Annotated in this window: 15 protein-coding genes and 5 pseudogenes; 10 read left to right on the plus strand and 10 right to left on the minus strand. The window is 70.9% G+C overall.

The window, feature by feature from the left end; genetic code table 11:
* The first annotated feature begins 101 nt into the window (after positions 1 to 101).
* Positions 102 to 644, plus strand: a complete 543-nt coding sequence (locus tag ACFYZJ_RS12420; RefSeq protein WP_388566136.1) for a PadR family transcriptional regulator — start codon at positions 102 to 104, stop codon at positions 642 to 644.
* Here the strand turns inward: ACFYZJ_RS12420 and ACFYZJ_RS12425 are convergent.
* Positions 621 to 1,536, minus strand: a pseudogene (locus ACFYZJ_RS12425) (oxygenase MpaB family protein). The gene ACFYZJ_RS12420 and the pseudogene ACFYZJ_RS12425 overlap by 24 nt on opposite strands.
* Before the next feature lie 98 nt (positions 1,537 to 1,634).
* Here ACFYZJ_RS12425 and ACFYZJ_RS12430 point away from each other — a divergent pair.
* The 3 genes from ACFYZJ_RS12430 to ACFYZJ_RS12440 all read left to right on the plus strand — a co-directional run bounded on the left by ACFYZJ_RS12430 (position 1,635) and on the right by ACFYZJ_RS12440 (position 4,438).
* Positions 1,635 to 1,934, plus strand: coding sequence for a hypothetical protein (locus tag ACFYZJ_RS12430; protein ID WP_388566138.1), 300 nt, complete (start codon positions 1,635 to 1,637; stop codon positions 1,932 to 1,934).
* Between the two features lie 131 nt (positions 1,935 to 2,065).
* On the plus strand, positions 2,066 to 2,908 hold the full coding sequence (locus ACFYZJ_RS12435) for a hypothetical protein (RefSeq protein ID WP_388566140.1): 843 nt from the start codon (positions 2,066 to 2,068) through the stop codon (positions 2,906 to 2,908).
* A gap of 150 nt (positions 2,909 to 3,058) precedes the next feature.
* Complete coding sequence (locus tag ACFYZJ_RS12440) at positions 3,059 to 4,438, plus strand: tannase/feruloyl esterase family alpha/beta hydrolase (RefSeq protein WP_388566142.1); 1,380 nt, start codon at positions 3,059 to 3,061, stop codon at positions 4,436 to 4,438.
* Positions 4,439 to 4,442: 4 nt separating this feature from the next.
* On the opposite strand, the gene ACFYZJ_RS12445 is transcribed toward ACFYZJ_RS12440, so the two are convergent.
* Both ACFYZJ_RS12445 and xylA read right to left on the minus strand, forming a co-directional pair.
* Positions 4,443 to 4,625, minus strand: coding sequence for a hypothetical protein (locus tag ACFYZJ_RS12445; protein WP_103842773.1), 183 nt, complete (start codon positions 4,623 to 4,625; stop codon positions 4,443 to 4,445).
* A 693-nt stretch (positions 4,626 to 5,318) separates the two neighbouring features.
* The gene (gene xylA / locus ACFYZJ_RS12450; protein WP_388566144.1) at positions 5,319 to 6,485 is read right to left on the minus strand and encodes a xylose isomerase; all 1,167 of its coding nucleotides are present in this window, start codon (positions 6,483 to 6,485) and stop codon (positions 5,319 to 5,321) included.
* 237 nt (positions 6,486 to 6,722) lie between these two features.
* Here xylA and xylB point away from each other — a divergent pair, with 237 nt between their 5' ends.
* The 5 genes and pseudogenes from xylB to ACFYZJ_RS12475 all read left to right on the plus strand — a co-directional run bounded on the left by xylB (position 6,723) and on the right by ACFYZJ_RS12475 (position 13,650).
* Positions 6,723 to 8,168 carry a xylulokinase gene (gene xylB / locus ACFYZJ_RS12455; RefSeq protein ID WP_388566146.1) on the plus strand — a complete coding sequence of 482 codons (1,446 nt, stop codon included), beginning with the start codon at positions 6,723 to 6,725 and terminating at the stop codon, positions 8,166 to 8,168.
* Positions 8,169 to 8,184: 16 nt separating this feature from the next.
* Complete coding sequence (locus ACFYZJ_RS12460) at positions 8,185 to 9,393, plus strand: ROK family protein (RefSeq protein ID WP_388566148.1); 1,209 nt, start codon at positions 8,185 to 8,187, stop codon at positions 9,391 to 9,393.
* A gap of 600 nt (positions 9,394 to 9,993) precedes the next feature.
* Positions 9,994 to 10,608, plus strand: a complete 615-nt coding sequence (locus ACFYZJ_RS12465) for an N-acetylmuramoyl-L-alanine amidase (RefSeq protein WP_388566150.1) — start codon at positions 9,994 to 9,996, stop codon at positions 10,606 to 10,608.
* 115 nt (positions 10,609 to 10,723) lie between these two features.
* Positions 10,724 to 11,996: pseudogene (locus tag ACFYZJ_RS12470) on the plus strand (GAF domain-containing protein).
* Between the two features lie 130 nt (positions 11,997 to 12,126).
* The gene (locus ACFYZJ_RS12475; protein WP_388566153.1) at positions 12,127 to 13,650 is read left to right on the plus strand and encodes an aldehyde dehydrogenase family protein; all 1,524 of its coding nucleotides are present in this window, start codon (positions 12,127 to 12,129) and stop codon (positions 13,648 to 13,650) included.
* 117 nt (positions 13,651 to 13,767) lie between these two features.
* Here the strand turns inward: ACFYZJ_RS12475 and ACFYZJ_RS12480 are convergent.
* The 4 genes and pseudogenes from ACFYZJ_RS12480 to ACFYZJ_RS12495 all read right to left on the minus strand — a co-directional run.
* Positions 13,768 to 14,223, minus strand: a pseudogene (locus tag ACFYZJ_RS12480) (XdhC family protein); the annotation flags it as partial.
* 103 nt (positions 14,224 to 14,326) lie between these two features.
* Positions 14,327 to 15,007, minus strand: a pseudogene (locus ACFYZJ_RS12485) (MFS transporter); the annotation flags it as partial.
* Positions 14,958 to 15,368: pseudogene (locus tag ACFYZJ_RS12490) on the minus strand (hypothetical protein). The pseudogenes ACFYZJ_RS12485 and ACFYZJ_RS12490, both read right to left, overlap by 50 nt.
* Before the next feature lie 55 nt (positions 15,369 to 15,423).
* Positions 15,424 to 16,440, minus strand: a complete 1,017-nt coding sequence (locus ACFYZJ_RS12495) for a zinc-dependent alcohol dehydrogenase family protein (RefSeq protein WP_388566156.1) — start codon at positions 16,438 to 16,440, stop codon at positions 15,424 to 15,426.
* 167 nt (positions 16,441 to 16,607) lie between these two features.
* Here ACFYZJ_RS12495 and ACFYZJ_RS12500 point away from each other — a divergent pair, with 167 nt between their 5' ends.
* Complete coding sequence (locus tag ACFYZJ_RS12500) at positions 16,608 to 17,489, plus strand: helix-turn-helix transcriptional regulator (protein WP_388566158.1); 882 nt, start codon at positions 16,608 to 16,610, stop codon at positions 17,487 to 17,489.
* Positions 17,490 to 17,674: 185 nt separating this feature from the next.
* Here ACFYZJ_RS12500 and ACFYZJ_RS12505 read toward each other — a convergent pair whose 3' ends face one another.
* The 3 genes from ACFYZJ_RS12505 to ACFYZJ_RS12515 all read right to left on the minus strand — a co-directional run bounded on the left by ACFYZJ_RS12505 (position 17,675) and on the right by ACFYZJ_RS12515 (position 22,824).
* The gene (locus tag ACFYZJ_RS12505) at positions 17,675 to 19,261 is read right to left on the minus strand and encodes a Na+/H+ antiporter (RefSeq protein WP_388566160.1); all 1,587 of its coding nucleotides are present in this window, start codon (positions 19,259 to 19,261) and stop codon (positions 17,675 to 17,677) included.
* Between the two features lie 493 nt (positions 19,262 to 19,754).
* A complete protein-coding gene (locus ACFYZJ_RS12510; RefSeq protein WP_388566162.1) occupies positions 19,755 to 20,582 on the minus strand; it encodes an SAM-dependent methyltransferase in 828 nt (275 codons plus the stop codon).
* Between the two features lie 613 nt (positions 20,583 to 21,195).
* On the minus strand, positions 21,196 to 22,824 hold the full coding sequence (locus ACFYZJ_RS12515) for an alpha-amylase family glycosyl hydrolase (RefSeq protein ID WP_388566164.1): 1,629 nt from the start codon (positions 22,822 to 22,824) through the stop codon (positions 21,196 to 21,198).
* Positions 22,825 to 22,923: the final 99 nt, after the last annotated feature.

Genomic DNA, 22,923 nt, shown 5'->3' on the forward strand with positions numbered 1-22,923 from the left:
ACTCCTTCGTGCTTTCGTCCTCACCGTTCCCCGAGGCAGAATACATCGGCACCGATGTATTACCCATCCGATGTACCGCGTTGCTGCGGCACAATATGGCCATGCTCGAGCTGGCCATCCTCGGTTTCCTGTACGACGCCCCACTGCACGGGTACGAGCTGCGGAAGCGCATCGCGGCGTTGACCGGACACGTGCGACCCGTCGCGGAGAGCACGCTGTACCCGGCGATCAAGCGACTGGAGAGGTCCGGACTGCTGGCACGTACCACTCAGCCGGGTTCGGTGGCGGCTCCCCGTCATGTCCTGACGCTCACGGAGGAGGGCAGGCAGGAGCTGCGGCGCAGGCTCGCGGAACCGGACCCGCGAGACGTCACGGACGAGAACCGCTGGTTCACGGTGCTCGCCTTCCTCCGTCATCTGGAGGACCCGGCGGCACAGGGCGCGGTCCTGCGGCGCCGGCTCGCCTTCCTGGAGGAGCCCGCGAGCTTCTTCTACGAGGGAGACCGTCCGTTGGGCGCGGAGGAGGTGGAGGATCCCTTCCGGCGTGGGATCCTCACGATCGCGCGGGCCACGACCCGGGCCGAACTGGCCTGGCTGCGCGCCACGCTCGACTCCCTCGACTCACTCGGTGGAGGAGATCGTTGAGGGGGCACCTGCCTGCCGAACCGGGCAGCCCCTGACCCCGGGAACCGGATGGGTGCCCAGTTCGGCGACGCGGTAGCCGTTCGGGTAGCCCTTGATCTCCCAGTTCTGCCGTGCGTGGTGGGGAGTTCGGCGCGGGGGCATGAGGCGGACCAGGCGGCCGCGGGCCCGGACCGCACGGCGCACCCACGCGCGCGCGGCGGCGCTCGGCGGCTCGTACCGGAAGGCCCGCAGGAGCGAGTCGTCCAGCAGGGAGAGGGTCGCCAGCCGCAGGACGGGGGCGAGGGGGCGCGGATACCAGGAGGCCATCAGGTCCAGGGTCGCGTCGGACACGCGCCGGGCCTGCGGGTCCCAGGCGAAGTGGGCGGCCTCATAGGCGTCCAGGCAGGCCTCGAACTCCGCAAGGTGCCGGGGACGTCCTTGATGCCCATGCGCCGCCCCAGGGTGCGGTAGTGGACGGCGGAGGCGATGGTCTCGTGCCGGGACAGCCGGCGCCATCCGTAGGCGTCGATCCACCGCTTGGGCATCGCCACGAAGGTGCACGGCACGTACCTCATGTCGTCGTTGCTGATGTCGTAGCTGCGGTGCATCTGGTTGATGCGGCGGATCGGCGGATCGCGGTGCGCCCTTCGTCACTGTCGAAGCCGTACTCGACCACGGTGTCGAGGAGCAGCGAGGTGTCGTCGTACCGCTTCTGTGTGCGGTCGGTGAGCTCCCTGGTCTCGGCGAGCAGCCGACCGATGCCGGGGACGGCGTACGTGCGGTAGAGCGCCAGTTCCAGGGCACGGGTGTAGTCCCAGGGGAACTCGTACGCGGCACTGAGCCGGTAGATCTCCAGGGCGTCCTTCTCGGGGTCCAGTCGCCGGATCTGTTCGAGCCGCTCGAACCGCTTCACCGTTCCGTCCCCCTTCTGCCACGGCGACTCCAACCCTACGTTGAAGAGCAGCACACGCACGTCGGCCAAGGCAACCACAAGGGGGAAGGTGGCTCGGCATGTTCGACAGGATCCGCACATCGGTCGGCAGACTGGTCAACAACTCTTCGCGCACCCGGGTGGCCGCGGCCGGGGGCAAGCGCACACACAACCTGTTCGAGGCGGCTGCCGCTTACGTGTCGGCGTGCGCCGAGGGCGACCAGGAACGGATGGACGAGGCCGCGGCGTGGGTCTCGCCGGAGGCCCTGTCGTTCGGTGTCACGGAGCTTGCCTGCCGTGCGCTGATCGCTCTCGCACGGGAGCGCGGCGACTCTCCCTGGGCGGTCGCGCGGACACTGCTCGGCCTACCTGCCGCCTGACGCCGAAATTCGCCGGGTGCTTTCGCCCCGTCCGGCCGGAGACGTGCGGTTCCTTCCGCGATTCGCAGTCGTGACAACCGGCTCGCGGGCGCATTAGGGTGCGCCGACGAACCACGGATCGGGAGGACGGCATGACCGGGACGGACGAGGACTCCGTCGCCGCCACGGACGACGCGCTGTATGTACTGACGGCCATTCTGCTGACGCCCGCGCAGTTCCCGAGCGTGCTGGGCGACGACTATCCGGAGGCCTGCGCGGCGCTCGGTCTGCCGCCCGTGATGGACGGGTACGGCCTGGTGCTCGGCCAGGACGGCGACGGTGCGCGCTGGACGGTGGTCGTCGACGACGTGTCGCTGGTGGCCGTGGCGATCGCGTCCTGGGACTGCGGCATGGAGTACGACCTGTCGCCCGACGAGCGCACGGTCGTCGCCGCGCTGCCGGGCTGGCCGCTGGCTGTGGCTGTCGCGGCGCCCGGGGTGCCCGCCCCGCACGACCCGGCGCCCGAGGACACCGACCGTCAGCCGCTCTCCCCGCCGGACACCGACACCTGGGGGCCGGCGCAACGGCGCCTGGGTGCCGACCAGATCGCGCTCCAGTGGGCCATGTGGCGGGGCCAGGTCGACGACGCCGACTTCGCACCCGTGGACGACGCCGAGCCGTCAGCGGAAGGTGGCGAGCCCGTCGGCGGCAAGGCCGGCGACGGGGCCCGCAGCGGGATACACCGCGCGCTCGACGACGCGCACGCGTATGTGGCCTCTCCTCCGCCGCCGGGCCGTGTCCGTTCCGCGTTCGCACCCGGTGACGCACGCCTGTTGCGTGCCGACGGGCCCGGCTGGTCCATGGTGGCCAGGACCGACGACATCGCGTTCTTCCTCCTCGACGAGAAGCCCGGAGAGGTTATCCCGGTGGGGCGGGGCCGACAGTTGCCCGGACTGCTGGAGGGGCTCGACAAGGTGGCGGCACGTCCGGCCTGAGGCGGCACAGCTGCGGCGCGATGGGCTGGGCCTGCGTTGTGAGAACCCATACGGCCCTTAGCGTCCATGTGGCTCACACCTATGGTCGACGAACTTCCGTGGTCGCAGCATGGGCAGCCCCGCGCTCCCGTGCTGCCCCGGAGGTTCCTCATGCGCCTGTCTTCCCGTCGCGTCGCGTTGTGTGCCGCCGCCCTGCTCCTCTCGGTCCTCCCCGGCCGCGCGGCGGCGGGCGACGGTCGCCACTGCGAACCGCAGGAGGGGATACGGGTGCCTGGTGCGGCGTTCCAACAAAGCGCTTGCCTGGGTGACATGACGACGGCAGGGCTCGCGGGAACGCCCTACACGGACATGACCGAGCAGGCGGGCCTGACCGCCGCGGCCACCCACAATCCGTCCGGTGTGCCCGGGCTGCAGATCGACGGCTACTTCCCGGACGACTCGCACTTCAACACCACGCACGGCTGGCACCACGACGCCCAGTTCGTGATCCGGCTCCCCGACCGGTGGAACGGCGGCCTCGTCGTCACGGGCGCTCCTGGTACGCGGCGGCAGTACGCGACCGACACGGCGATCTCCGACCGGGTGCTGGCTCAGGGCTATGCGTACGCGGCCACCGACAAGGGCAACAGCGGGCCGGACTTCTACCGCGACGGCACCCGCCCTGGTGACGCCGTCGCCGAGTGGAACCAGCGCACGACGCAGCTCACGCTGGCCGCCAAGCGGGTGGTGGCGCAACGCTACGGACGGGCCCCCCGGCACACGTACATGACCGGTATCTCCAACGGCGGCTACCTGACGCGCTGGCAGCTGGAGCACCACCCCGAGCTGTACGACGGCGGGGTGGACTGGGAGGGCGCGCTGTGGACGGCCGACGGCCCGAACCTGCTGACCTCGCTGCCGGTGGCCGTGGCTCGCACGCTGGGCTCCGCCCGGGACGAGGATCTGTACGCGGCCGGGTTCGCCCACGGGTCCGAGTTCCTGTGGCCGTACCACGAGAAGGCGTACTGGGGCGTCACGCAGAAGATCTACCGGGCCGAGTTCGACCCCGCGTACGACCCCGCCTGCCCCGGTGCGTCCGCCGGGTCGACTGCGGAGCAGATCCTGGCACCCTGTCCGTCGGACGCGGCCTACGACTATGCGGCGCGCCCCGCGTCCGTGCACCGGGCGGTCGCCCGGGTCGCCCTCACAGGACGGCTCCGCAAGCCGCTGATCACGCTGCACGGCGACCTGGACACCCTGCTGCCCAAGAGCACGGACTCCGACGTGTACGCGCGCATGGTGCGGGAGGCCGGTCGCGGACCGCTGCACCGCTTCTACACCATCGAGGGCGGTACGCACGTCGACGGCCTCTACGACACCTATCCCGACCGGCTCAGGCCGATTCTGCCGTGCTACCGGGCGGCCTTCGACGCCCTCACCGCGTGGGTCGAGCGGGGCGAGCGGCCGCCCGCGGACCGTACCGTCGGCAGGCCCGCGGACGGTGACGTGGTCAACTCCTGCGCGCTGACAGAACCCCGGGCCGACCGCTAGCCTCTCAGCGGCCGAGCTCCTTCCGCGCCACTCGGCGCAGCCTGCGCCGCTGTGACGGGTCCAGGGTGAAGTACGCCGCCGCAGGGACTCCCAGCACGATCAGGAGGGCGGCCCACCACGGCAGCCATATCCACAGGATGAGCCCGGCCAGCACTCCCCCGGTGGCGATCTTCGCGTTCCTCGACATGTGTCGCCTCCTTCGCGGCCACTGCCGCTCCTTGTTCTGAGAACGGGTGCCTGCTGCGCACGGTTCCGGGCCCGGACCCTGAGACAACCCTGAGTCGCACCCCTCAGCCGTCCCTGAGAGACCCCTCGGGGACGGCCGCGACCTCAGTGTGTCGGCGGTGCTGAGACCGGCGCCGCGAAGAGTGACTCCAGGTCGCTGGGAAAGCCACCGGGAAGCTCGGTGGGGAAGCCTGACGGCAACCTCGACGGGAATCTCGTCGCCGGATCCGAGGGGAGCTTCGAGGGCGACATGGTCGGCAGTCCTGTCGGTATCCCCTCGGACGGGGCAGGCGTGCGGCTCGTGCTCGCGCCGCTCTCGGTGGGCGATTTCCGCTGCGACGCGCCATCGCCGCTGCGGACCACGAGGACCACGGCGGCGATTCCGAGGGCCACGATCGCGGCGAGCGTCAGAAGGAGGCCGGCGCGACGGCGGCCGGGCGCGCCGGGTGGTCCGGACGGCGGCTGGGACGGCGGGCCGAATCCGGTGTGGTCCGAGGGCGGCGTGTCTCCCGGTGGCATGGCCATACGGTCAACAGTCGCCTCGAACCGGTGGTGGCGGGACCCTCACGTGGATGGTGATACGGACTCATGCCAGGGACCGCATGATTCCAGGACATCCGCGTGAGGGCCCGTCACCCTCGAGTACCGGCAGCGATCAGCCGCGCGCACCCAGCAGATGGTCCATGGCCAGCTGGTCCAGGCGCTCGAAGGCCATTCCGCGCGCGGCGGCCGCCTCCACGTCGAACTCCTCGAAGGCACTGCGATCGGCGAGCAGCGCATCCAGCCCGTCCTGGGCGGTCGGCAGCGCCAGCTGGTCCAGACGCGAGGCGCGCAGGGCCTCCTGGACCTCCGGATCGGCCCGGAAGGCGGCCGTGCGCTCCTTGAGGATCAGGTAGTTGCGCATGCAGCCCGCCGCCGACGCCCACACGCCGTCGAGGTCCTCGGTGCGCGGCGGCTTGAAGTCGAAGTGGCGCGGTCCGGTGTAGCCGGCGCTCTCCAGGAGGTCGACCAGCCAGAACGCGGCGCGCAGGTCGCCCGCGCCGAAGCGCAGGTCCTGGTCGTACTTGATGCCGGACTGGCCGTTGAGGTCGATGTGGAAGAGCTTGCCCGCCCACAGGGCCTGGGCGATGCCGTGCGGGAAGTTGAGCCCGGCCATCTGCTCGTGGCCCACCTCGGGGTTGACGCCGTACAGCTCCGGACGCTCCAGGCGCTCGATGAAGGCCAGGGCGTGGCCGACGGTGGGCAGCAGGATGTCGCCGCGGGGCTCGTTCGGCTTGGGCTCGATGGCGAAGCGCAGATCGTAGCCCTGTGAGGTGACGTACTCGCCCAGGAGGTCGAAGGCCTCCTTCATGCGGTCGAGTGCGACCCGCACGTCCTTGGCCGCGCCGGACTCGGCGCCCTCCCGGCCGCCCCAGGCGACGTACGTCTTGGCGCCCAGCTCCACCGCCAGGTCGATGTTGCGGATGGTCTTGCGCAGTGCGTAGCGGCGGACGTCCCGGTCGTTCGCGGTGAAGGCGCCGTCCTTGAAGACGGGGTGCGTGAAGAGGTTGGTGGTGGCCATCGGCACGGTCATCCCGGTCGTGTCGAGGGCCTGGCGGAAGCGCTTGATGTGCCCCTCGCGCTCGCTGTCCGAGGACCCGAAGGGGATCAGGTCGTCGTCGTGGAAGGTCACGCCGTAGGCCCCGAGCTCGGCGAGGCGCTGCACCGTCTCCACCGGGTCCAGGGCGCGCCGGGTGGCGTCCCCGAACGGGTCCCGTCCCTGCCAGCCGACGGTCCACAGGCCGAAGGTGAACCTGTCCTCGGGGGTGGGCTGGTAGCTCATGCCGCGGCTCCTTGCTCGCTGAGACTATTTCGTCATGGCGCTTAACAAATTAGTATGCGGAGGCATCTCTGGGAAGAGACCAGGTGTCCCCCGTCCGGGGACTCTGTACGGGCACCCCGTACAGGGACTCGGCACGAGGACTCCGTACGGTGACGATGGGCGCACGTTCGGCCACGCCGGTCGGCGACACGCCCGCCACAGGCCAGATCCCGCGAGCCGCGGAAGAGGGAGAGCCCGATGTCAGCAGCCGAGGGTCCGCTCGTCGTCGGGGTGGACTCGTCCACCCAGTCCACCAAGGCCCTGGTCGTCGACGCGTCGACCGGACAGGTGGTGGCGAGCGGTCAGGCGCCGCACACCGTCACGTCTGGCGCCGGTCGCGAGAGCGACCCGCGCCAGTGGTGGGAGGCGCTGTGCGAAGCCCTGCACCAGTGCGGCGAGGCGGCGCACGAGGCCGCCGCGGTGTCGATCGGCGGCCAGCAGCACGGCCTGGTCACCTTGGACGCCCGGGGCGAGCCGGTCCGACCGGCCCTGCTGTGGAACGACGTACGGTCGGCGCCGCAGGCCCGCCGCCTGGTGGAGGAGCTGGGCGGCCCCAAGATCTGGGCGGAGCGCACGGGCAGCGTGCCCGGGCCCTCTTTCACGGTCACGAAGTGGGCCTGGCTGGCCGAGAACGAACCGGAGGCCGTCCGCGCGACCAAGGCCGTGCGGCTGCCCCACGACTACCTGACCGAGCGCCTCACGGGGCAGGGCACGACCGACCGTGGCGATGCCTCCGGCACCGGCTGGTGGGCGTCGGCGACGGAGTCGTACGACGAGGAGATCCTCGGGCACGTGGGCCTGGACCCTGCCCTGCTGCCGCGCGTGGTCCGGCCCGGGGAGGTGGCCGGCACGGTGCGCGACGTCCATGACCTGCCGTTCTCCAAGGGCACCCTGGTCGCGCCGGGCACCGGGGACAACGCGGCCGCCGCGATGGGGCTGGGGCTGCGCCCCGGGACTCCGGTGCTCAGCCTCGGGACCTCCGGGACGGTGTACGCGGTCTCGAAGCGCCGCCCCGCCGACCCGACCGGGACCGTGGCCGGCTTCGCGGACGCGCACGGTGACTGGCTGCCGCTGGCGTGCACGCTGAACTGCACGCTCGCCGTCGACCGGATCGCCGCCCTGCTCGGCCTGGACCGGGAGGCCGTCGAGCCCGGCGCCGGTGTGACGCTGCTCCCCTATCTCGACGGCGAGCGCACCCCGGACCTCCCGCACGCCTCGGGGCTACTGCACGGCCTGCGGCACGACACGACGGCCGGACAGCTGCTGCAGGCGGCCTACGACGGCGCGGTGCACTCGCTGCTCGGTGCCCTCGACCTGGTGCTCGACGCGGACGCGGACCGCACCGCTCCGCTGCTGCTCATCGGAGGCGGGGCACGGGGCCGGGCCTGGCAGCAGACCGTACGGCGGCTCTCGGGACGTCCGGTTCAGGTTCCGGAGGCCAGGGAGCTGGTCGCGCTGGGCGCCGCCGCGCAGGCCGCTGGGTTGCTGACCGGTGAGGACCCGGCAGCCGTCGCCCGGCGCTGGGACACCGCCCGTGGGCCGGTCCTCGAGGCCGTGGAGCGGGACGAGGTGACGCTGGCCAGGATCGCCGGGGTACTCTCCGACGCGGCGCCGCTGCTGGAGCGGGAGCCGGACCGGCGCTGACGAATCCGAGGGAGGCATGTCCGCTCCGCTGCACGAAGCCCATCCGTCCAGCCCCGGCCGACGGCTGCCGGACACCCAGCAGGGCATGCGCCGCCGGAACCTGGCGCGGGTCATGCATACCGTCAGCGCCGAGGGGCCGCTGTCGCGTGCCGCGGTCGCCTCCCGGATCGGGCTGACCCGCGCGGCGGTCTCGACGCTGGTCGACGAGCTGATCCGGTCGGGGCTGCTGGAAGAGCTGGGGCCGGAGCGGCCCGGCCGGGTCGGGCGCCCGGGGTCCGCTTTGGCCGTAAGTGGCCGCGGCCCCGCCGGGATCGGCGCCGAGATCGGTGTCGATCATCTGGCGGTGTGCGCGGTCGATCTGCGCGGCGACGTACGGGCGCGGGCCGTGCGGCACGGAACGAACCGGGGCCGCCCGCCGCAGCCGGTGCTGGGCGAACTGACCGCGCTGGTACGGCAGGTGGTCGCGGAGGCGGAGCGGGAAGGCCTGTGGCCCGCGGGGCTCGCCGTCGCCGTGCCCGGCCTCGTCGCGCGCGACGCACGGACCGTGGTGCGCGCCCCCAACCTCGACTGGCACGATGTCGACCTGGGGCCCCTCCTGCCGGAGGAGCTGTCGCTGACAGTGGACAACGAGGCCAACTTCGGCTCGCTCGCGGAACTATGGCTCGGTGGCGACATCCCCCGCGACTTCCTGCACGTCTCGGCGGAGATCGGCATCGGCGGCGCCGTGGTCGTGGACGGGCGGCTGTTGCGCGGGACGCGTGGATTCGCGGGCGAGTTGGGTCATGTCCCGGTGCGCCCGGACGGTCCCGCGTGCGCCTGCGGCGGGCGTGGCTGTCTGGAGCAGTACGCCGGCGAGGAGGCCGTGCTGCGCGCGGCCGGGCTGACACCGGGCGAGGACCGCGTCGAACTCCTGGCCGAGCGTGCGGCGCAGGGCGACGGGGAGGTGCTCCGAGCCCTGCGGGGCGCCGGCACCGCGCTCGGGATAGCGCTCACCGGCGCGGTCAACCTGCTCGACCCGGAGACGGTGGTGCTGGGGGGAGCCCTGGCCGCACTCGCCCCCTGGCTCCTTCCGTCCCTGGAGCGGGAACTGGCCCGGCGAACGGCAGGCCCGGCCTGCGCCGTGAGCGTCTCACGGCTGGGCTCCGAGGGGCCGCTGCTGGGTGCCGCGCACTCGGTGGTGCGTGCGGTGCTGGACGATCCCGCGGCGGTGGCCGCACGGATGTGACGACCCGGCCCGCGACCCGGCCCGGGACCGCCGGTATCCCGGTCACGTAGGACCATATCCCTCGAACGGGTGATGGAGATATCCACAGTCTCCTGGTTGTCCACCGAGGACACCGGGCCCTTCGTGCCCAACCGCCCAGCGTCGTACCGTGATTCACGCGAGGCGCAGCCGTCGGGCAGTGGCGGCTCGGGAGTCGAATCGGGGGGTTCACATGGCGGGGACACGGCTTCGGGCCGGAGGCGTGAGGCGATCGGTCTGCGCGAGGTCCTGTTCCGGAGCGTCACAGCGATGGCGCCGGCGGCAGCGGTCGCGGCATCCGCCCCCTCGGGCGCGGGCCGGCTTCGGGCCCGCGCTGCTGACCGCGGCAGCCCCGCAGGTGTTCGGCTTCGGGTCCACGCCGACCGCACCGGTGTCGTACGCCGGTCCCCCGTTTCGCCGGGCCGGTTCGGTCCGAGAGGGACCTGGTCGGCTGCCGGGATGTGAAACGCACCGCTGAATCCATGCCCTGATGCGCGAAACGGCGGCCGCGCTGGGGCGTTGAGCAGATCAGGAACAAAATCGGCACTTCTTCGAAAGTCGAGCGCGGAAGGCACTCCGTCCATGGAACGAACCGAGCAGGAACGGGCAAGACCCCTCACCAGTAGACGGCGGTTGCTGCAGGGCGCGGCCCTCGCGGCGGTGCCCTACACGCTGCTTCCCTCCGCACCGGCCCAGGCCCGGCCACGGGTCGTCGACCATCCCTCCGCGGACTGGATGTCGGCCAGTCCCGGTAACTACACGCCGTCCGACCGGCCCTTCAGCTACCCGCTCGACCTCGTCGTCATCCATGTCACGCAGGCGACGTACACAAGCACCCTGGGTATCTTCCAGAACCCGCGGAAGAACGTGTCCGCGCACTACGTCGTCCGGTCGGCGGACGGGCACATCGCGCAGTGCGTCCGCGAGCACGACATCGCCTGGCACGCAGGCAACTGGGACTACAACACACGCAGCATCGGCATCGAGCACGAAGGGTGGGTGGACCGGCCCGGATACTTCACGAACGCACTCTACGAGCAGTCGGCCGGACTGACGGCGGCGATCTGCACCCGGCACGGCATCCCTAAGGACCGGGCGCACATCATCGGGCACTACGAAGTCCCGGGCACCGACCATACCGACCCGGGACCGAACTGGGACTGGACGCGCTACATGAGGCTGGTCAACGCCGCTTGACGTCGGCGCGCGAACTGTCGGTCCCGTTCTGGTCGATGGCGGTCGAAGAGGTTGTCGGCGGCCGACCCCGGAGTGACGATGTCACCCATCGCACCGCCGTTCCCGGGAGGCCGAGTTGACCGAGCCGTGGGTGGCCCTGGAGCCAGGGGCCGATCCCGTCGAACGGGTGCGGGAGCTGCGTCGCGCGCACGAGACGTTCACGGCGGTGGGGACGGTGGCACGGCGGGTGCGTCCCGTGGTCGCCGACTCGTGGCGGCGTTCGGCGCGGGCGGGCGTCGGACCGGACGGTACTGCGCCGGTGGAGCTGACGGACGGCGACCTCGGCTCCTACCGGGCCGAGCATCCGCTCGCGCGGGTGATGCCGTTGGTGCGTGAGCTGATGGGCCCGTTCGCGGCGGACGGCGAGCATCTGCTGGCGGTGTGCGACGCTCAGGGCAGGCTGCTGTGGGTGGAGGGGCATCAGGCGACACGGCGGCGGGCGGACAGCATGAACTTCGTGCCGGGTGCCCGCTGGGCGGAGTCCGCGGTGGGGACGAACGCGCCGGGGACGGCCGTCGCAGTGGACCGGCCCGTGCAGGTGTTCGCCGCCGAGCACTTCATCCGGCGGGTCCAGCCCTGGACGTGCGCGGCGGGTGCACGATCCGCGTACCGGGCGCGTGCTCGGCGCGCTGGACATCACCGGCGGGGACCGGCTCGCGCATCCGCACAGCCTGGGGTTCGTGCAGGCGGTGGCCCGGGCCGCCGAGTCCCAGCTGGCGCTCCTGGCACCGGCCGAGGACGCGGCGGACACGGTGCGGCTGACCGCTCTCGGCCGTGACGAGGCGTGGCTCCTCGTCGGCGGCCGAAGGGTCCGGCTGAGCCGCCGGCACAGCGAGATCCTGGTGCTGCTGGCCCGGCACCCGGAGGGGCTGACCGGTGACGAACTGCTGTGCGCGCTGTACGAGGACGAGTCGGTGACGCCGGTGACGCTGCGCGCCGAGCTGGCCCGGCTGCGCCGGATCCTCGGCCCCGGTCTGCTGGCGTCGCGCCCGTACCGGCTCACAGCGGCGGTCGAGTCGGATGTCACGGCCGTCGAGCGCCGGCTGGCGTCGGGCGCGGTGGCGGAGGCGGCGGCCGCGTACCGGGGCCCGTTGCTGCCGGGTTCGCAGGCGCCCGCGGTGGCCCGGTTGCGGCGCAGGCTGGCCGACGGGTTGCGGACGGCGCTGATCGCCCGCCGCGACCCGGACCTGCTGGCCGACTGGGTCCACGCGCCGTGGGGCGAGGACGACCTCGACGTCTGGCGGGCACTGGCGGCGGCACGGCCGACCGCGGCGGTGATGGCACGCCTCGAGGACCTGGAGGCGGAACTGGCGGTGCCGGCGGGATGGGAGCGTCCCGGACCCCACTGACGCGGGGAAGCGAGACCGGCACACGTCCGTGAGCCCCAGGACGCAACGTCCTCGCAACGTCCCCGTTCCTAGCCTCGGCGTCGAGAGCTGCCCAACGGCGGGCAGCGCCTTCCCAGGAGGCAGAGCCGCAATGACCCGTTACGCAGCGCCCGGCACCGAGGGCGCCATCGTCTCCTACCAGGCGCGTTACGACCACTTCATCGGTGGGGAGTACGTGCCGCCGGCGCGTGGCCAGTACTTCGAGAATCCGACTCCGGTCAACGGGCAGCCGTTCACGGAGATCGCGCGGGGCACCGCCGAGGACGTGGAGCGCGCGCTGGACGCGGCGCACGCCGCCGCGCCCGCCTGGGGCCGTACGTCGGCGACCGAGCGCTCCGACATCCTCCAGAAGATCGCCGACCGGATGGAGGCCAACCTGGAGCAGTTGGCGGTGGCCGAGAGCTGGGAGAACGGCAAACCCGTCCGGGAGACGCTGGCCGCGGACATTCCGCTCGCCATCGACCACTTCCGCTACTTCGCGGGTGCGATCCGCGCGCAGGAGGGGTCACTGGGCGAACTCGACGACGACACGGTGGCGTACCACTTCCACGAGCCGCTCGGCGTGGTGGCGCAGATCATTCCGTGGAACTTCCCCCTTCTGATGGCCACGTGGAAGCTCGCGCCGGCGCTCGCCGCGGGCAACGCGGTCGTGCTGAAGCCGGCCGAGCAGACCCCGGCGTCCATCCACTACTGGCTCAGCCTGGTCGCCGACCTGCTGCCGCCGGGCGTGGTGAACATCGTCAACGGCTTCGGTGTGGAGGCGGGCAAACCACTGGCGTCCAGCCCGCGCGTGGCGAAGGTCGCGTTCACCGGCGAGACCACGACGGGGCGGCTGATCATGCAGTACGCCTCCGAGAACATCACTCCGGTGACGCTGGAACTCGGCGGGAAGTCCCCGAACATCTTCTTCGACGACGTGTGGTCGGCGAACGACGACTTCCGCGACAAGGCGCTGGAAGGCTTCACGATGTTCGCGCTCAACCAGGGCGAGGTGTGCACCTGCCCCTCACGGGCACTGGTGCAGCGGGGACACTACGCCGAGTTCATGGAGGCGGCGGTCGCCCGCACCGAGAAGATCAGGACCGGGCACCCGCTGGACACGGACACGATGATCGGCGCCCAGGCGTCGAACGACCAGCTGGAGAAGATCCTTTCGTACCTGGACATCGGTCGGCAGGAGGGCGCGAAGGTCCTCACGGGTGGGGAACGGATCGAGTACGACGGTGAGTTGAAGGGCGGGTACTACGTCCAGCCGACGATCTTCGAGGGCGACAACCGGATGCGGATCTTCCAGGAGGAGATCTTCGGGCCGGTGGTGTCGGTGACGTCGTTCCACGACTTCGACGACGCCATCAAGATCGCCAACGACACGCTGTACGGCCTCGGTGCGGGCGTGTGGACGCGGGACATCAACACCGCGTACCGCGCGGGCCGCGCCATCCAGGCGGGCCGCGTCTGGACGAACTGCTACCACGCGTACCCGGCGCACGCGGCGTTCGGCGGTTACAAGGGCTCGGGCATCGGCCGTGAGAACCACAAGATGATGCTGGAGCACTACCAGCAGACGAAGAACCTCCTGGTGTCGTACTCGCCGAAGAAGCTCGGCTTCTTCTAGACCGGCAAAGGGCGCCTGGCCGGGGGCCGATGCCCGGCCGGGCGCCCTTGTCGTACCCGCGCTGGGGCACGAGCTGAAAGTGCTCGTGCTTCGTTGCTCATCCGTGCCGCCGCTGTGTCAGCCAGGGCACACGCTCGGGCTGTGACCTCGTGCGCGGGTGATCCGTTCGATTCGCCGAGGAGCTGCGGGCCGCAGTGCGGGTGTCTGTCCCAGGTCGGCGACCGCCTCCGCAGCGGGTGTTCGGTGAATGGGCCCGGTTCGCCCGGACAGGGGCAGGCCGCTGCCGTGATGGGTATGGGCGATGCTCTCCGCGGTGATCGACACCGCCGTCGCCTGTGCCGTGCGGGCTCCGAGATCGAGCCCGATGGTCGAACGCAGCCGGGCCAGCCGGTCGTCCGGGACGCCGGCTGCACGCAGCAGGCGCAGGCGTTCGTCGTGCGTGCGTCGGGATCCCATGGCGCCGACGTGGCCGACCGGCAGGTCGAGGGCCAGGCGCAGCAGCGGGATGTCGAACTTGACGTCGCGTGTGAGGGCGCAGATGGCCGTACGGGCGTCCACCTCGGTGCGTTCCAATGCGGCCTTGGCGCAAGGCGCCGAACTCTGCCCGCAGCGAGAGGGCCGCGCGCTGTTCCCCCGCCGGAACGAAGCGACCGATCAGCGCGGCGGCAAGCGCGGACAGGGCTGCCAGAGCCCAGAACGGACCGCGCCAGCCGACGAACTGGCCGACGAAGGAGCCGACGGGCACGCCGACGACATTGGCGAGGGCCAGGCCGCCGATCATGCCGCCGATGGCGCGTGTCGCGGCTGCGGGGCGGGCGGCGGTCGCGACCACCGCGCCGACGGACCAGAAGGCACCGGTGGCCAGCGCCGTGTCGATGCGAGCCGCGAGAACGACCGTGAAGGATGTACTCAGGGCTGCGACGACGTGCCCAAGGCTGAGGACCGCGAGCGCCAGGACGAGTGTCTGGCGCTGAGGCAGGCGCAGGGTGGCCAGGACCATGGTCGGGGAGCCGATGATCATGCCGACGGCGAAGGCCGTGATCAGCAAGCCGACGCTGGAGACGCTGACACCGAGATCAGTGGACAGTTCAGGCAGCAGGCCGACGATGAGGAACTCGGTCGTGCCCATCAGGAAGGTACCAGCGGCGAGCACCCAGACGACGAACGGCAGGTTGCCGGGTGTGGTCCCAGCCGTGGAAGACATGCGTGCGGTCTCTCTTCGCGTGGTGTGCGAAGCAGTCACGGCCGGCATCAAAGGGCCGGCCGTGGCGTGCGAGCGAGACGGAGCCAGGGGCAGGCGGGCGGAGTCAGTCGGGCAGCGGTTCGGCGTAGTGGCGGAAGCCATCGCGCTTGACATGGATGTCGTACAGGCGCTCGGCCAGGACCTCGGGGCTGCTGTGCTCGGCGTCCGGGCGGATGGCGCCGGGAATGATCAGTTGCGCCGCGTGGATGTTCTCGGTGCGAGGGCCTCGTGGGGCATGCGGGCATAGGCGCTCTCGGCGGCGAAGGCGATCAAGGTGCGGGCGCGCTCGGGACGTCGGTGGGGAAGCCGCGGGCCTGGATGCCGTCCCGGGCCAGGTCGGAGGTCGGCCGTCAGGTCGTTCAGGTGCCCGGCACTGCGGTGGACCAGGGCCGCGGCGTGGCCGGCGGCGCCGCCAACGGCGGGCGGTGGCCGGCCCGAGGCCGGGGCCGGCGCCCATGAGGGCGAAGGCGGTCACCATGAGTCCTCGGGAGAGGGTCCGGCAGCGGAGGCCGGCCCCGGCAATGGCCTGATCAGGGCTTCAGGAGGGCCTTGATGGCGCGGCGCTCGTCCATGGCCTTGTAGCCCTCGGCGACCTGCTCCAGGGGCAGGGCGAGGTCGAAGACCTTGCCCGGGTTGATCCGGCCGGAGAGGACCCGGTCGATCAGGTCGGGCAGGTAGCCGCGTACGGGCGCGGGGCCGCCGCGCAGGCCCACGTGGGAGAAGAACAACTCCTGCCCGTCGATCGCCACGTCGTGGGGTACACCGACGAAGCCGACGTTGCCGCCGGGGCGGGCCGAGCGCAGAGCCTGCTGCATGGCCTCGGCCGTGCCGACGCACTCCAGGACGCTGTCGGCGCCGATGCCGTTCGTCAGCTCCTTCACACGGGCGACACCCTCCTCGCCACGCTCGGTGACGATGTCCGTCGCCCCGAACTCGCGGGCCAGCTGCTGGCGAGGCTCGTGGCGGCTCATCGCGATGATCCGCTCGGCGCCCAGTTCCCTGGCGGCGATGACACCGCACAGGCCGACCGCTCCGTCACCGACGACCACGGCGGTGGACCCCGGCTTCACCTCGGCTGCCTTGGCGGCGTACCAGCCGGTGCCCATGACGTCGGAGACGGCGAGCAGGCTCGGGACGAACGCGCTGTCCGGGTGGTCGTCCGTGGCGACGAGGGTGCCGTGGGCGTTCGGGATGCGGACGTAATCGGCCTGGCACGTGCTCATGAACTCCCGGTGCAGGCACGACGACTGCCAGCCGTTGAGACAGTTCGGGCAGGTGTTGTCCGAGGTGGCGAAGGAGCCGACGACGAACTGTCCCGGCCTGACACCGGTGACCTCACTGCCGACCTCCTCGACGATGCCGACGTACTCGTGGCCCATGGGGTGGGGTTCGTCGACGGGCTCCAGACCGCGGTAGGCCCACAGGTCCGAGCCGCACACGCAGGTGGCGACCGTGCGGATGATCGCGTCGGTCGGGTTGATGATCTCCGGGTCGTCGCGCTCCTCGAAGCGGACGTCGCCGGGGGCATAGATGACTGCACCACGCATGGGGGCTTCCTTCATCGCGGGGTCTATGTGCCGCAGCCGTGTCGACAACGGCTGCTCATGAACGAGCCTCACACGCCGAAGCGCGGGCGAAAAGCGGAGAAAACCATCCGGGGACAGGCACTTCCTGGGAGAAGACTCTCCCCCTCTGCCCCGGCACGTTCAATGCCATGCTGGGAGGCATGACCGCCAATGTCCCCTTCAACGAGCTGGGAGAATTTCTCAAGAAGCGCCGCGCCGAGCTGAGCCCGCGCACCGTCGGCCTGCCCGACTCCGGCGGACCGCGCCGGGTGGCGGGGCTGCGCCGTGAGGAGGTCGCCCAGCTCGCCGCGATCAGCACCGACTACCACACCCGGCTGGAGCAGGGCCGCATGCAGGCCTCCGCTCCCGTACTGGACGTTCTCACCCGCGTGCTTCACCTGGACGACGACCAGCGGGCCTACCTCTTCCAGCTCGCCGGCAAGACCACCACTCGCACGCGCCGTCGCGGCCGGCAGAAGGTCCAGTCCCAGCTGCAGCGTGTTCTGGACGACCTCACCTCCACACCGGCCATTGAGCAGGGCCGACGCGGGCACATCCTGGCCTGGAACGCGCTGGCCGCCGCCCTGGTCACCGACTTCTCCAGGATTCCGGAGAAACACCGCAACTACCCGCGGATCCAGTTCACCGACCCGGCGATGCGGATCCTGTACGCCGACTGGGAGGCTTCCGCCCAGATTTCGGTCGCCCAACTGCGTAGGGAGGCGGCGAAATACCGTGAGGACCCGCGGCTTGTCGAACTGGTCGGTGAACTGTCGATGCATGACCAGCAGTTCGCCCAGTGGTGGGGAGAACATCAGGTCGCCGCCCGGACTGTCGGCACCAAGACCCTCAACCACCCGGTCGTCGGGGAACTCGTCCTGAACCAGGACACCCTCACCGCCAACACCGATCCCGACCAGCACCTGACCGTCTGGACCGCCGCCCCCGGCTCCCCCACCCACGAACGCCTGCGCATCCTCGCCTCCTGGGCCGCCGAACAGAACCTGCCGTCCTCACAACCGGTCACCTGAGCGTCGGCCGCTTCCGTCCGCCTCCACCGGCGGTGCGACCCTGCACGCCATGCCGGCGTTGCCGAACCGCGGACACCGAGACCTCCCGTGAACACAGAATCCGATGGGTCGCCGGCACGGCAGCCGAGCGCAGTCGGGCACGGGCCTCGGAAGCCTCGCCCGTCCGCGGCTGCCGGGTGTGGCAGTCAGCCGCTGTCGCGGAGGCTGGCTTCTTCGAGGTCGAGTTCGTGCTGGATCCGGCGCCGGGTGGCGTTGCTGATCTTGTTCGCGTCGTAGAGGCGCTGGAGTTCGGCCGCCTCGATGGCGATGAGTGTCCGGCGTATCTCGCGGTAGGCGTCGGCAGGACGGGCGTCCGGGTCGGTGTAGTGGGCGTCCTCGGCCTGGTGGATGCGCGCTTCCAGATGGCGACGGGCCTGTTTCAGGGCGGCCTCGGCGGCGGCACCCAGCTCGGCGAGCTGATCCAGATCGCCGAGCTGTTTGAGCTCTTCCAGAGCAGCGTGGGCAATGCGTCGGCGGGTCCGGGCCTCCTCGCGGGCGGTGTGCTCCGGTTCCAGGGAAATGCCGGAGCGACGGACCACAGGGGCGAGGGTGAAACCCTGGACGACAAGAGTGAGCGCGATGGTCCCGGTGGTGAGCGTGAGGATCAGCGCCCGGTGCGGCAGCGGCGCCCCTGTATGGGTGACCAGGGGAATGGACAGCGTGGCAGCAAGCGGCATGACCCCCCGGGTGCCCGCCCAGGACAGGACGGCCGGCACACGCCAGGACAGACGGCGGTCGCCTTCCCCGTGCCGGTGCTGGATCAAGGCGGACAGCGGGAAGATCCACAGCAGGCGGATCGCCAGCACAGTGAAGGCGATCACCGGCACCCACAGCGGCCAGCCTTGCTCGTCGTGCGCGAGGTGTCGGACGGCGGAGGGGAGCTGGAGGCCGATGAGGGCGAAGACGACGCTCTCCAGCAGGAAGGTCACGGTGTCGTAGACGGCGTGGACCTGGAGGCGGATGGGGGCGTTGCTGACCTTGTGGCCGGTGCTGCCGAGGACGACCCCGGACACGATGACGGCGGTCACTCCGGATGTGTGCGACTGCTCCGCGATGACGTACGCGGCGTACGGAGTGACCAACGCGATGACGGTCTCCAGCACGGGGTCCTCGGTCCGTCTACGGATGAGGGTCACCACTGCGGCGACCGCCGCGCCGATGAGGGCTCCTCCGCCCGCCAGGATCAGGAACTGCTCGACGGTCCTGGGGACGGTGATGGCGCTGCCGGAGACCACGGTGGCCACGGCGACCTTGTACAGGACGAGGGACGTGGCGTCGTTGAACAGGCTTTCCGCCTGCACCATGGCCTGCACGCGCGGTGGGAGGGACAGGCGCCGGCCGAGCGCGGTGACGGCCACGGGGTCGGTGCTGGCCAGGACGGAACCGAGGATGAACGCGGTCGCGGCGGTGAGCGGGGTGATGGCTCGGGCGACGTACCCGACGGCGAGGGCGGAGGCGAGGACCAGGCCGAAAACGAGGCCGGTCACCGGTCGCCACACGGCGCGCAGGTCTCGGACGGAGATTTCCCCGGCCGAGGCGAAGAGCAGTGGGGGCAGCACCAGCACGTTGATCACGTGAGGCGCCAGTCGAATCTCCGGTACCCATGGCATCAGCCCGACGACCACACCGGCGACCACGAGGAGCGAGGGGGCGGGCAAGCTCCAGCGCCGGGCGCCGGTCGCCACGGCTGTGGCCAGGACCACGAGCAGCAGGACGACGGTCAGGCCGGTCATGGAGCGTCCCCGGTGGGTTACGGTTTGTCATCCCCCTGTGACCAGGTGCTTTACCAACGTAACCGACCTCTGGCGGTGACGCAGCGGGCATGGAGCCGCACGGTCAGGGTGCGGCCTGGGTTGCCCACGCAGCCGCAGTCCCGCGATGGCCAACTCCACCCGGCCTCGCTCAGCGAGATGGTCGGCACCACACCGGTCGGCCGGTTCGATGCCCCTGACCAGCGGATCCGCCGCCCTGTCGGTGCGGACGCCGCGCTCGGACGCTCCCCCGATGCCGTCTGCCGACCACAACCCGCGCTACTGCGCCCCGGTCCGCACGCGGAGCAGAATCCCGTCGATCACCTGTCAGTGATCCTTTGACCGGCCGCAACGTCCACTGCTGACCGGCAGGAACGGGCCCCGGTCGGCCCACTCGGCAACCATCAGATCACCGCGCCCCCTGCCCACACCAACGAAACGGGCACGGGGCGATCACATGGTCACCGGACACTTCCTAGGCTTTCCGGGCCAGCCCGGCGGCGATGAGGCGCTCCCAGACGGTGAGCTCCCGTTCGCCGCTGCTGCTCCACGGGCTGTCAACCACGTCAGGACGCCACAGGGACGCGGGGACGATCCCGGGGTCGAGGATCTCCAGGCCATCCAGCAGGGACTCGATCTCCTCGTCGGAGCGCCACCGGCCGCGGCCGAAAGTCTGCTGGAGCACTCCCTCGGCCTCCGCTGTCTCCGGGTTGTTGCCGGAACGGAAGTGGCTGACGAAGAAGTAGCTCCCGGAGGGCACGTGGTCGCGCCAGTAGCGGACGATGCCGGCTGGGTCCTCCTCGTCGTTGACGTGGTGAAGGATGGCACTGAACATGACGGCGACGGGTTGATCGAAGTCGATCAGTTCCAGGGTGTCCGGGTGGGTACGGACGGCTTCGGGGTCGCGCACATCGGCCGCGACGACCCGGGTCCGGTCGTTCTCCTCCAACAGGGCACGGCCGTGGACCAGCACTTGGGGGTCGATGTCGACGTACACGACCCGAGACTCCCGAGCGTGCCGTTGCGCGACCTGGTGGACGTTGTCGGCCGTCGGAAGACCACTGCCCAGGTCGATGAACTGCCGTACATCGGTGGTCGTCGCGATCTCCCGAACCGCTCGGGTCAGGGCTGAGCGGTTGGCGAAGGCGATTGCCACCGAACCAGGAAGGTCACGTTTGAATACGTCGCCGATCTCCCGATCCACGGCGTAGTTGTCCTTGCCACCGAGCAGGTAGTCGTAGACGCGGGCGATGCTGGGCTTGGTCGCGTCGATGGAAGAGCCTTCATCCGTCATGGCGACCATCCTCCTCCGCAACGTCGCCTGCCTGCCATCGCTTTGCAATCCTGCCGCCGACGTCCACGACACCGAGCGCTCCCCGGCTACGACACCCTGGCCACAGTCCGGGAGGAGCGATTCCGCCCGGCGGAGCCCGGCAGCCTCGGCGGACATCACGATGCTGGTGCGGAACGTGATGACGCCGCTGCCCCTGCGCGAGGCGTCTGGCTCCTCGCGCTGACCTTGCTGGGCACGCTGTCCTTCGGCACGCACTCCCCCCAACCCGGTCCAACGAGGACAAGGCGCCCCGTTCCAGCCCCTCGTCCACACACTCGACCTCTTGATTCCCATCGGTGGCCTGGCTCAGCGTACGGCCTGGTACTGGTCGAACGTCAGCCTCCAGTGGCTGGCCTACCCGCTGATCGCATTCGGCTGGGTGCTGACGAGCGCCGTCATCGCGGGTATCAGCCGCACCCTGCAGAAAAACTGGCGGCAGTCAGCTGCAACCAGGCGTCGCCGGCAGATCAGTGCGCATCCGAGGGAGAGGAAGGCTGCGTGGATGTCGTCGCGTCGCTCCCAACGGATGCTCAGGCGGCGGAACCACTGCAGGTGGGCGAACGTGCGCTCCAGGGCCCGGCCTTCAGTCCCGGCACAGCCAGACCGTGGTGTCGGAAGGCAGCAGCCCGTCCTCGTCGAGCGGTCCTGATGCGAGGACGGGGCTGCAGGCGTCGGGGAGCGGGACCGATCGGTGGGAGAGGTTGACCGCGCACAGCAGGCCGTTGCCGCGTTCGAAGAGGAGCGTGCCCTGCGGGCTGTCCAGCCAGCGGAACTCCTCGCCGCTCAGGCCGGCGTGGGTGCGGCGCAGGCTCAGGGCGGACCGGTAGAGCTGAAGCACGGAGGCGGGGTCGGCCTGGTTGGCTTCGGCGGTGTACGACTTCCAGTCCTCGGGTTGTGGGAGCCAGGGGGTGGATCCGGGCGGACCGAAGCCGAAGGGCGGGGTGTCGCCGCTCCACGGCAGGGGGACTCGGCAGCCGTCGCGGCCGCGGACGGTGTGGCCGGAGCGTTCCCAGGTGGGGTCCTGCAGGACCTCTTCGGGGAGATCCTCGACTTCGTAGAGCCCCAGTTCCTCACCCTGGTAGATGTACGCGCCGCCGGGAAGGGCGAGCATGACGAGGGCGGCTGCGCGGGCGCGGCGGGTGCCGAGGGCGAGGTCGGTGGGCCGGCACTGGTGGCGCAGCGGCGCGGTCACGCCGGTGTACGCGCGGCCGAAGCGGGTGACGTGACGGGTTTCGTCATGGTTGGACAGCACCCAGGTGGCGGGGGCACCGACGGCGGCGAGGTCACTCATGCTGCGGTCGATGACCTCACGCAACCTGTCCGCTTCCCAAGGACACTTGAGGAAGTCGAAGTTGAAGGCCGTGTGGAGTTCGTCGGGGCGGAGGTAGTCGGCAAGGCGGCCGGGGCGGACGTGAGCCTCCGCCACGAAGATCCGGCGGTCGGCGTAGCTGTCGGCGATGGCGCGCCAGCTGCGGAAGATCTCGTGGACGCCGTCGCGGTCCCAGTGCGGGTGGTCCTGGCCCTCCTCGGCCAGGACGCGGAACTCCGGCAGGCCGAGGTCGGGCAGGGCGGGGTCCTTGACCATGCCGTGGGCGACGTCGATGCGGAAGCCGTCGACACCGAGGTCGAACCAGAAGCGCAGGATCGATTCGAACTCGGCGCGGACCTCCGGGTTGTCCCAGTTGAGGTCGGGCTGTTCGGGGGCGAACAGATGCAGATACCACTGGCCGTCCGGGGTGCGGGTCCATGCGGGCCCGCCGAAGGCCGCGTGCCAGTCGTTGGGGGGCAGGGAGCCGTCCTCGCCCTGCCCGTCCCGGAAGACGTAGCGCTCCCGCTCGGGCGAGCCCGGTGCCGCGGCCAATGCCTGCCGGAACCAGACATGTTGGTGCGAGGTGTGGTTGGGGACGATGTCCAGGATGACACGCAGGCCGAGGTCGTGGGCTTCGGCGATCAACTGCTTCGCATCGTCGAGCGTGCCGAAGGCGGGGTGGATGTCGCGGTAGTCGGCCACGTCGTAGCCGCCGTCGGCGAGCGGGGACGGGTACCAGGGGTTGATCCAGATCGCGTCGACACCGAGGTCGGACAGGTAGGGCAGGCGGGAGCGGAGGCCGGTGATGTCACCGGCTCCGTCGCCGTCACCGTCGGCGAAGCTGCGGATGTAGACCTGGTAGATCACGGCGGAGCGCCACGACCCGTCGCTGGCGTTGCTCACGTTGTCGGGTTCCTGACTGTGCGGTGTACGTCCGGGGGTGGAGGACTGCGTCGGCATCGTGCGTGGCTCCCGGGGCCCTCCGTACGGTGCCGGGAGTCG

Origin of the sequence: Streptomyces sp. NPDC001848 (assembly GCF_042891915.1) — a bacterium.
GTDB lineage: Bacteria > Actinomycetota > Actinomycetes > Streptomycetales > Streptomycetaceae > Streptomyces.